Origin of the sequence: Oceanicaulis sp. UBA2681 (assembly GCF_002354675.1) — a bacterium.
In the GTDB taxonomy this organism is placed as follows: Bacteria; Pseudomonadota; Alphaproteobacteria; order Caulobacterales; family Maricaulaceae; genus Oceanicaulis; species Oceanicaulis alexandrii.
In genome coordinates this window covers 77,450-87,527 of the sequence record NZ_DEMB01000001.1, presented here as the reverse complement: position 1 = coordinate 87,527, position 10,078 = coordinate 77,450, and the positions used below count along the sequence as shown (strand labels likewise).

The 10,078-nt window shown below is 61.5% G+C and carries 8 protein-coding genes; 1 reads left to right on the top strand and 7 read right to left on the bottom strand.

Annotated elements, in window-relative coordinates:
* From B3M53_RS00455 to B3M53_RS00445, 3 genes are all read right to left on the bottom strand, one after another.
* Positions 1 to 506 (bottom strand): GTP-binding protein (locus tag B3M53_RS00455; RefSeq protein WP_286799442.1); only part of this gene is annotated, 506 nt, incomplete at its 3' end.
* 1 nt (position 507) lies between these two features.
* Entirely contained in the window at positions 508 to 1,479 is a 972-nt protein-coding gene (cysD, locus tag B3M53_RS00450; protein ID WP_273020142.1) for a sulfate adenylyltransferase subunit CysD, read from the bottom strand.
* Positions 1,480 to 1,700: 221 nt separating this feature from the next.
* Positions 1,701 to 2,813 carry a DegT/DnrJ/EryC1/StrS family aminotransferase gene (locus B3M53_RS00445; RefSeq protein ID WP_273020143.1) on the bottom strand — a complete coding sequence of 371 codons (1,113 nt, stop codon included), beginning with the start codon at positions 2,811 to 2,813 and terminating at the stop codon, positions 1,701 to 1,703.
* Between the two features lie 183 nt (positions 2,814 to 2,996).
* Between B3M53_RS00445 and glmM the strand changes: the two genes are divergently transcribed.
* Positions 2,997 to 4,340 carry a phosphoglucosamine mutase gene (glmM, locus tag B3M53_RS00440; RefSeq protein ID WP_273020144.1) on the top strand — a complete coding sequence of 448 codons (1,344 nt, stop codon included), beginning with the start codon at positions 2,997 to 2,999 and terminating at the stop codon, positions 4,338 to 4,340.
* Here the strand turns inward: glmM and galU are convergent.
* The 4 genes from galU to B3M53_RS00420 form a co-directional block, all read right to left on the bottom strand.
* The gene (gene galU, locus B3M53_RS00435) at positions 4,337 to 5,218 is read right to left on the bottom strand and encodes a UTP--glucose-1-phosphate uridylyltransferase GalU (RefSeq protein WP_273020145.1); all 882 of its coding nucleotides are present in this window, start codon (positions 5,216 to 5,218) and stop codon (positions 4,337 to 4,339) included. The genes glmM and galU overlap by 4 nt on opposite strands.
* A 73-nt stretch (positions 5,219 to 5,291) precedes the next feature.
* Positions 5,292 to 7,115 (bottom strand): glutamine--fructose-6-phosphate transaminase (isomerizing), encoded by a 1,824-nt coding sequence (gene glmS / locus B3M53_RS00430; RefSeq protein ID WP_286799440.1) that lies wholly within the window; start codon positions 7,113 to 7,115, stop codon positions 5,292 to 5,294.
* Positions 7,116 to 7,250: 135 nt separating this feature from the next.
* On the bottom strand, positions 7,251 to 8,579 hold the full coding sequence (locus B3M53_RS00425) for a UDP-glucose dehydrogenase family protein (RefSeq protein WP_273020224.1): 1,329 nt from the start codon (positions 8,577 to 8,579) through the stop codon (positions 7,251 to 7,253).
* 71 nt (positions 8,580 to 8,650) lie between these two features.
* On the bottom strand, positions 8,651 to 10,078 hold a 1,428-nt coding region (locus tag B3M53_RS00420; protein WP_286799439.1), incomplete at its 5' end, for a phosphomannomutase/phosphoglucomutase.

The window sequence follows — 10,078 nt, the reverse complement described above, 5'->3', positions numbered from 1 at the left end:
TCCACCAGATCCATCTTGTTCACCGCCACAACGGCGTGGCGAATGCCCATCATGTTGGCGATATAGGTATGACGCCTGGTCTGGGTCAGCACGCCCTTGCGCGCATCCACCAGAATGATGGCGAGGTCGGCTGTTGAAGCGCCCGTCGCCATATTGCGCGTATATTGCTCATGGCCGGGCGTGTCGGCGACGATGAATTTGCGCTTCTCGGTGTTGAAGAACCGATAGGCCACGTCGATGGTGATGCCCTGCTCTCGCTCGGCTTCCAGACCATCCAGCAGCAGCGCGAAATCAATCTCTTCGCCCGCCGTCCCGTGCTTGCGGGAATCGCGCTCGAGAATTTTGATCTGGTCTTCAAAAAGCAGCTTGGAATCAAATAGCAAGCGGCCGATCAGGGTCGACTTGCCATCATCCACCGAGCCGCAGGTGATGACGCGCAGAACGCCGTTTTCACCTGCACGCGTGAGGCGTTCTGTGACTTCCGTGCGGATCGCATCATCAGCCATCTTAGAAATACCCCTCGCGCTTTTTCTTCTCCATGGAGCCCGCCTCGTCAAAATCGATCAGACGGCCAGCGCGTTCAGACGTCCGCGCGGTCAGCATCTCCAGTACGATGTCGTCCAGCGTTTCCGCCTCACTCTCCACCGCCCCCGTCAACGGGTAGCAGCCCAGCGTGCGGAAGCGGATCTTGCGCATTAGCGGCGTTTCACCCGCCTGCAAATTCATCCGGTCGTCATCGACCATGATCAGCGTGCCGTCACGCTCCACAACAGGTCGTTCGCCTGCAAAATAAAGAGGGACGATCGGGATGTCCTCTTCGAGGATGTATTGCCAGATATCCACTTCGGTCCAGTTGGACAGCGGGAACACGCGAATGCTCTCACCCTTGCGGATGCGGGTGTTATAGGTGCGCCAGAGCTCTGGGCGCTGATTGCGCGGGTCCCAGGCATGCGCCGTGTTGCGGAACGAGAAGACGCGCTCCTTGGCGCGCGATTTTTCTTCATCGCGGCGGCCTCCGCCGAAAGCCGCATCATACTGACCATCATTCAGCGCCTGCAACAGTCCTTCAGTGCGCATGACCTGGGTATGCAGGGCCGAGCCGTCCGTGAACGGATTGATTGCTTGCTTGCGACCGTCTTCGTTGACCCAGACGATCATGTCGAGCCCCAACGCTTCGCTCAGCGTATCGCGGAACGCGCCCATGGCCTGAAACTCCCACAGGGAGTCGATATGCAGGAAGGGGAATGGCGGCCTGGACGGGAAAAACGCCTTCATCGCCAGATGAAGCATGACCGTGGAGTCCTTGCCGATCGAGTAGAGCATGACCGGGCGCTCAAATTCGGCCGCCACTTCGCGCATGATGTGGATGGCTTCCGCCTCCAGCGCCTGCAGATGCGGCGAGAGGCGGCGTCTCGGCTCGGCGGAGCTGCCATTGAAGCGCTGCGCATAAGCTCGAATACGCGACTGGATGTCGGTCATGTCGACGTCCCTTGGCCAGGAGAAGATCAGCGGTTGTGGTAGTCAGTTTATGGACTTTTGCAAAGTCTAGAAACCGGTCAAATCAAACCTTGTGTGCAGCGCACCATAATTATGGGCGCTTGTAGCGAAAATGAAACGGGCGGCCCGAATGGACCGCCCGATTTCACGCATCAGATTTGCCCTGGCGGCGCAGTATCAAAGCCCTGCACCCGCTCTCAGACTTAGACCGCTGAACGCACCGCTGCGATCACCTGCTCAAGCCGCTCGCCGTCCAGATACGCGTCCATGGGCAGCGACACGACGCGGCCTGCAGCCGCCTCGGTGACCGGCAGACCACCCGGCATCTGCTTGAACGCGGCGTAGCAATCCTGAAGGTGCAGCGGCACCGGGTAATAAACCGCTGTTGGCACCTTATGCTCAGCCAGTTTGGCGCGGAAGGCGTCGCGATCCTCGACTTCCACAGTGTATTGCGCCCAGGTGGAAACGCCGCCTTCGATCACCTTGGTGGCCTTGACAACATCGCCAAAGCCCTTGGCGTAGGCGTCCGCCGCCACATTTCGGCTCTTTATTTCGTCTGCGAAGATTTCGAGCTTCAGCAACAGGACCGCGGCCTGGATCGTATCCAGACGCGAGTTGAGGCCGATGCGGGCATAGTAATAGCGCTCATCCGCCTCGCCATGATTGCGAAGCGACTTCATCAGATGCTGCAGCTCGTCATCCTGGGTCAGCACCGCGCCGCCATCGCCATAACAGCCCAAAGGCTTGGCCGGGTAAAAACTGACGGTCGTCACATCCGCCCATTGGGCCGGGTGTTTACCGTTCAGGGTGCAGCCATAGCCCTGGGCGCTGTCAGCGATCAGCTTCATGCCATTGGCTTTGCAGATCTCGGCGATCGCGGGATAGTCCGCTGGCTGGCCGAACAGGTCCACAGCGATCACCGTATGCGGGTTCAGGCCTTCGGCCTTCGCCCAGGCGACCGCCTTCTCGAGATGCGCAGGGTCCATGCAATAGGTGTCAGGGTCGATGTCCACAAACACCGGGTGCGCGCCCAGATGCGCCGGCATTTCAGCCGTCGAGGCGAAGGTGAAGCTCGGCACGAAAATCGCGTCTTTCTCCCCCACCTTCCAGGCCATCAGCGGCAAGGCCAGCGCATCGGTGCCGTTGGCGCAAGTCAGCGCATGCCTGGCTGCGCCGAACTGCGCCAGGCGCTCTTCCAGTTCAGTCACTTCAGGCCCGAAGATATAGCGCCCCTCTTCGATCACTTTGGCGATGGCCTGATCAAGCCTGGGCTGAAGGCGGGCGCGCTGTGTGGCGAGATCGATGAAAGGCAGCATGGCGCGGATTCCTGACGCTGTGCGAATAAGATGACGACACGCTCATATTGGCTTCGGTGTTTGGAGAAAAGTCACGAAGCCTGTCGTTTTATTTCACCGTATGCGCAACAAGGCCCCGAGATTGCATCGGGCCGCCGATCAGCCTACCACCTCAGCACCGTAGCCAGCACGGGGACCGAGCCCATGAAACAGTATTTTGGCACTGACGGCATTCGCGGTCGGGCGAACCAGCCGCCCATGACCCCCGAAGTCGCCTTGAAGCTGGGCCGGGCCATCGGCTCTTTCGTCCGGCAGGGCGAACGGCGGCATATGGTCGTCATCGGCAAGGACACGCGTCTGTCGGGATATATGATCGAACACGCCATGGTGGGCGGGCTGACCGCAGCCGGCATGGATGTGCGCCTGATCGGTCCATGCCCAACCCCCGCCATCGGCCTGTTGACGCGCTCCATGCGCGCCGATCTCGGCATCATGATCACCGCGTCCCACAACCCCTACACCGATAACGGCATCAAGCTGTTCGGCCCCGACGGCTTCAAGCTGGCGGACGATAGCGAGCTGGAGATCGAACGCCTGATCGAGCAGGATCCTGACGCCTCGTCTGTGGACGGCGAGAAGATCGGCAAGCTTGATCACTACAAAGACGCCTATGGCCGCTATATCGAGGGCGCCAAGGCGAGCTTCCCGCGCGAGCTGTCGCTGGCGGGCATCAAGGTGGTCGTCGATTGCGCCAATGGCGGCGGCTACAAGACCGCGCCCATCGCCCTGTGGGAGCTGGGCGCGGACGTTCATCCGATCGGGGTGTCGCCCAACGGCACCAATATCAATCGCGAGTGCGGCTCCACCGCGCCAGACGCCATGATCAAGTCCGTGCGCGAGCTGGGCGCGGATATCGGCATCGCCCTCGACGGGGATGCAGACCGCGCCATTTTGTGTGACGAGAAAGGCCATCTGATCGACGGCGACCAGATCATCGCCCGCATCGGCAAGGACCAGTATGATACTGGTCAGCTGCGCGGCGATGGCGTGGTGACCACGGTGATGAGCAATTTCGGTCTCGAGCGCTACCTGACGTCAGAAAACCTCAAGCTTATCAGAACCCAGGTGGGCGACCGCCATGTCGTCGAAGCCATGCGCAGCGGCGGCTATAATGTGGGCGGCGAGCAGTCTGGCCATGTGGTCTTGCTCGATCACGCCACCACCGGCGACGGGCTGATCGCCGCGCTGCAGGTTCTGGCGAGCTGCGTCCGCGCCCAGAAACCCGCGAGCGAAATCTGCCATCTGTTCGAGCCGGCCCCGCAGATCCTGATCAATGTGCGCTATCAGGGCGCTTCGCCGCTGGAGCTTGAAAGCGTGCAGAAGGCGCAAGCCGACGCCGAAGCCCGACTGGGCAATCAAGGCCGTCTGGTCTTGCGCAAATCAGGCACAGAGCCGCTGATCCGGGTGATGACCCAGGGCGACGACGACCAGCTGGTCACCTCCGTGGCTGAAGATCTGGCCGAAGCGATCCGGCAAGCGGCGCGCTAGACGCGGCGCTCACCGTTCAGAAGACCCGACAGCAGCGCGGTGCTGGCGGTTTCGTCGGCCTTCAGCGCCATCGCTGCGAACGCTTCGAGATAGCCCTGGGGCGAGCCGGTGTCATAGGTGACCCCGTCAAACTTGTAGGCGTGGAAGGGGCGGCTCTTCAAAAGCGTGACCATGGAATCCGTCAGCTGGATTTCGCCGCCCGCGCCCGGCGCCTGAGCGCCCAGCAGGTCCATGATCTGCGGCTCGAGGATATAACGGCCCGACAGCATCAGATTGGACGGCGCCTGATCGACGGGCGGCTTTTCCACCATGCCGGTCATCTCCAGAAGCACGCCCTTGTCCTCACCGGGTTCGATCACGCCGTATTTTGAAACGTCCTCGTGCGGCACCGCCTCGACGGAGACCATATTGCCGCCCGTGTCGGCATAAGCGTCGACCATGCCCTTCAGACACGGCTTGGCGCCATCCATGATCATGTCGGGCAGCATCACCGCGAACGGATCATCACCTACCAGATCGCGCGCGCACCAGATGGCGTGTCCCAGGCCTTTGGGGGCCTGCTGACGTACAAAACTGCACGCGCCGGCTTCAGGGCGCAGCGCATCAAGGGTGTCTAACAGCGCGGTCTTGTTCTTTTGCGCCAGCGCCGCTTCCAGCTCGAAGGCGTGATCGAAATAGTCTTCGATCGCGCCCTTGTTGCGCCCGGTGATGAAGATGAAATGCTCGATCCCGGCGGCGATGGCCTCATCGACCACATATTGCAAAGCCGGACGGTCATAGACCGGCAGCAACTCTTTGGGGATGACTTTGGTGGCGGGCAGGACACGCGTCCCGAACCCGGCGACCGGAATTACAGCTTTGCGAACGGCCCGCGACATACTCACCCCCTAGCGTGTTCTGCGTGGTTGATAGCTTGTGGGCCGCCCCGCCGCAATGTCTGCGCGAGCCGGTTTATTCAACCGTCACGGACTTCGCCAGATTTCTCGGCTGGTCCACATCCGTGCCCTTCAGCGACGCCGTGTGATAGGCGAGCAGCTGGATGGGCGCCGCCGCGACGATGGGGCGGATGAAATCGGGGCAATCGGGCATGGTCACCACATGGGCGGCGGCGTCGCCCGCAAGCGACGCGCCTTTGTCGTCCGTGATCAGAATGACCTCGGCGCCGCGAGCAGCGACTTCCTGCATGTTGGACAGCGTCTTCTCAAACAAGGCGTCGTAGGGGGCGGCCACCACAACCGGCGTCCCCTCTTCAATCAGCGCGATCGGGCCATGCTTGAGCTCGCCGGCGGCATAGCCTTCGGCATGAATATAGCTGATTTCCTTGAGCTTCAGCGCGCCTTCCATAGCCAGCGGGTGGTAGACTCCGCGTCCCAGATAGAGCACGTCGCGCACTTGGGTCAGGCGATGGGCGATCACCTCGATCTGCGGCTCCACCGCCAGCGCGGCGTTGATCAAACGCGGCGCTTCAAGAAGCTCTGTGACAAAACGCGCTTCGTCCGCGTCGGTCAAAACACCCCGCGCCCGGCCTGCCCCGATGGCGAGGCACGCCAGTGCGGTCAATTGCGCGGTAAAAGCCTTGGTGGACGCCACACCGATTTCAGGGCCGGCCTGGGTCTGAGCGATCGCGTCCGCTTCCCGCGCAATGGAAGACTCAGCGACATTCACCACCGCCAGCGTCTTCGCCCCCGCCGCCTTGCAGTACCTCAGCGCGGCCAAGGTGTCGGCGGTTTCACCCGATTGCGAGATAAACAACGCAGCGTCCCTGGGGCCGATCACCGGATCGCGATAGCGAAACTCCGACGCCACGTCGATCTCGACCGCCAATCGGGCGTGAGCTTCAAACCAGTGTTTGCCGATGGCGCCGGCGTAATACGCCGTGCCGCACGCCGTGCTCAGCAAGCGATTGATATCGGCCCAGTCCAGCAGCTCACCCGTGTTGAACCGCCCGGCATCCACATCGACATAGCGCGACAGGGTATGGGCGATGGCGTCGGGCTGTTCATGGATTTCCTTTTCCATGAAGTGGCGATACTCGCCCTTGTCGGCGAACCCGGCCACGGCGCGAGAAACATGCACTTCGCGATTAGCGGGGCGCTTCTCCGCGTCGAGGATGCGCACGTCATCGGCGGTCACAACCGCGCGGTCGCCCTCTTCAAGATAGATCACCTTGTTGGTCCAGCCCGCGAGCGCAAGGGAATCCGAGCCCACATAGCCTTCGCTTTCGCCCAGCCCCACCACCAGCGGACAGCCCGACCGCGCCACATAGAGCGCGCTCGGCTCGTCCACATTCAGCGCCGCCAGCGCATAGGCGCCGCGCAAGCGATCCACCGCCGCATTGAAGGCCGCGGCCATGTCGAGGCCCTGTTTGAGGCCTGATGCGATCAGATGCGCGATCACTTCGGAATCGGTCGGTGTGACGCAGTCAAAACCTTCAGTCTTCAATTCCCCGCGCAAATCCTGAAAGTTCTCGATGATGCCGTTATGAACAATCGCCACCGGCCCCGAGGCGTGCGGATGCGCATTCTCCAATGTCGGCGCGCCATGAGTGGCCCAGCGGGTATGACCGATGCCGATGACGCCATCGGTCGGCGCGCTTGCGATCGCCTGATCCAGACCGGCGATCTTGCCGGGCGCCCGGCGACGCTCAAGCACGCCCTGAGGGGTGATGACAGCGACGCCGGCTGAATCATATCCGCGGTATTCGAGCCGCCGCAGCCCGTCCACGAGACGTTCAGTGACCTGGGTCGAACCGACAATGCCGACAATACCGCACATAGACTGCTCCTGAGCTCAAACTGTTCGCGCTTGTCCTCGATAGTCAGAGCGCTGGACCCTGACTAGCGAAAGACATGCCGTAATCGCACGAAAGGCTTCAACAATTACTGCGACAGGTTTCAGGCGGGTCTGTGGCTATCGTCCGATGCTGACATATTTGAAGCCGCGTTCAGTCATGTCTGCGGGATCATAGATATTGCGCAGATCAACCAGGACTGAGCCCTTCATGCACTCGCGGACCCGGTCAAGATCCAGCGCCCGGAACTCGTTCCATTCAGTGATGATCACCATCACGTCAGCGTCTTCCGCACACAGATACGCGCCTGTGGTCATCTCCACATCACTCAGTAGTTTTTCCGCTTCCAGCGCGCCGGCCGGGTCATAGGCCTTGATCTTCGCGCCGGCTTTCTGAAGCGCCGGAATGATGTCGAGGCTCGGCGCGTCGCGCATGTCATCCGTATTCGGCTTGAAGGTCAGGCCCAGCACCGCCACGGTCTTGCCAGCGACATCGCCATCGCACGCCTTGATGACCTTGTCCGCCATCGCCGCCTTGCGCGCGTCATTGATCTCGACCACCGTCTCCACCAGACGCACCGGGCTGTCATATTCCTGGGCCGTGCGCGTCAGCGCCAGCGTATCCTTGGGAAAGCATGACCCGCCATAGCCGGGACCGGCGTGCAGGAATTTGCCGCCAATGCGGTTATCGAGCCCGATGCCCTTGGCCACTTGCTGCACATCCGCGCTGACGGCCTCGCACAGATCCGCCATCTCGTTGATGAAGGTGATCTTCATCGCCAGGAAGGCGTTCGCGGCGTACTTGATCAGCTCCGAGGTCCGGCGCGCGGTGAATACGATCGGCGTCTCATTCAGGAACAGAGGCCGGTAGAGCTCGCGCATCACTTCGCGCGCCTTGTCGTCCTCAACCCCCACAACCACACGGTCCGGGCGTTTGAAGTCTTCGATCGCCGCGCCTTCGCGCAGAAATTCAGGGTTCGACACCACAGCGAATTGCGCGTCAGGCCGCGTCTTGCGGATCACCGCCTCCACCTCGTCGCCGGTGCCGACCGGCACGGTGGACTTGGTCACAACGACCGTGAAGCCATCCATGGCCTGAGCGATTTCTTCTGCGGCCGCATAGACATAGCTTAGGTCCGCATGACCGTCGCCGCGACGCGAAGGCGTCCCCACAGCGATGAACACCACATCCGCCGCCTTCACCGCTTCGGTCAGGTCGGTTTCAAAATCCAGACGCCCCTCGCGCACATTGCGCTCGATCAGCAGGTCCAGCCCCGGCTCGTAAATCGGCACGCCGCCAGAGCGCAGCTGTTCGATCTTGTCCGCATTCTTGTCGATGCAGGTCACATGGTGACCAAAGTCTGCGAAACAGGCTCCGGACACTAGCCCCACATATCCGGTGCCGATCATTGCTACGCGCATGGGGGGTCTCCTTGGGACAGTCGAGATCTAAAAGGCGTCTGTGATAGGCCATTCCGGCCAGAATGTGACAACTCAAAAAAACAGGCTGCAGACCGCTCTTACAGCTCCTGATCGAACGCGCCGATCTCGGGATGGTTCGCCAGCTCGTCCTTGATGGCGGCGAAGATCGCTTTCACATCGTCCTTGCTGTCTGGGCTTTCCACCACAATCACAAGGTTGGGCGTATTGGAGCTGGCGCGCACCAGCCCCCAGGCTCCGCCCTCGAGCGTGAAGCGCACGCCATTGACGGTGTTCACATCGATAATGGTGCGGCCCGCCAGCTGTACGCCGTCGGCATGCCGTTTCTGGAAAGCCGCCACGATGCGGTCAACGACGCCATACTTCTCTTCATCCGAGCACGCTGGCGACATGGTCGGCGAGCCATAGCTGACGGGCAGATCGTTCTTCAGATCCGCGACCGTCTTGCCGGGATTGCGTTCCAGCATTTCCAGAATGCAGCGCGCGGCGACAATGCCGTCGTCATAGCCGCGACCCACTGGCGGCTGCAGGAAGAAATGGCCCGACTTTTCAAAGCCCGCCAGCGCGCCCAGCTCATTGGCGCGGCGCTTGATATAGGAATGGCCGGTCTTCCAGTACTCGGTCTCGCAGCCATTGGCCTTGAGCACCGGGTCGATGGCGAACAGGCCGGTGGATTTGACGTCGACCACGAATTTCGCGCCCTTGTGGCGCTCGGACAGATCGCGGGCGAGCATCAGGCCCACCTTGTCGGCGAAGATTTCCTCGCCGGTATTGTCCACCACGCCGCAGCGATCACCATCGCCGTCAAAGGCGAGACCGATATCAGCCCCGGTCTCCTTCACCTTGGCGGACATGGCGTGCAGCATTTTCATGTCTTCAGGGTTGGGGTTGTATTTGGGGAAGGTGTGATCGAGCTCGCAATCCATGGCGATGACCTCGACGCCCATGGCCTCAAGCACTTGCGGCGCAAACGCGCCCGCCGTGCCATTGCCGCAAGCGACCACGGCCTTGATCTTGCGCTTCAGCGACAGACTGTCTGACAGCTCGGCCTTATAGGCGTCCGCCACGCCCATTTCGCGCACATATCCGCCGCCCGGCCGCGCCACGCCCTCATCATTCAGGACGATTTCCTTCAGACGACTCATCTCCTTGGGGCCGAAGGTCAGCGGACGCTCGACGCCCATCTTCACCCCGGTCCAACCGTTTGAGTTATGGCTGGCGGTGACCATCGCCACCGATTCAATATCAAGATGAAATTGCGCGAAATAGGCGGTCGGCGACAAAGCCAGGCCAATGTCGTGCACTTCAATGCCCGCCTGCATCAGGCCCACTTCCAGCGCTTGCTTGACGCTGAGCGAATAGCTGCGGAAGTCATGACCGGTGACGATCTTGGGCTCCTTGCCCAGTTCATGGATCAGCGTTCCGAGGCCCAGCCCAAGCGCCTGTATGCCATAGAGATTGATCTGGGGCGGCTTGTCAGAGCCCGGATGGCCGAACCACCAGCGCGC

Bases quoted from the DNA above. Each gene is read 5' to 3' on its own strand.
- cysD (WP_273020142.1), bottom strand. From the start codon at position 1,479: ATGACCGACATCCAGTCGCGTATTCGAGCTTATGCGCAGCGCTTCAAT.
- B3M53_RS00445 (WP_273020143.1), bottom strand. From the start codon at position 2,813: ATGCTGCCTTTCATCGATCTCGCCACACAGCGCGCCCGCCTTCAGCCC.
- glmM (WP_273020144.1), top strand. From the start codon at position 2,997: ATGAAACAGTATTTTGGCACTGACGGCATTCGCGGTCGGGCGAACCAG.
- galU (WP_273020145.1), bottom strand. From the start codon at position 5,218: ATGTCGCGGGCCGTTCGCAAAGCTGTAATTCCGGTCGCCGGGTTCGGG.
- glmS (WP_286799440.1), bottom strand. From the start codon at position 7,115: ATGTGCGGTATTGTCGGCATTGTCGGTTCGACCCAGGTCACTGAACGT.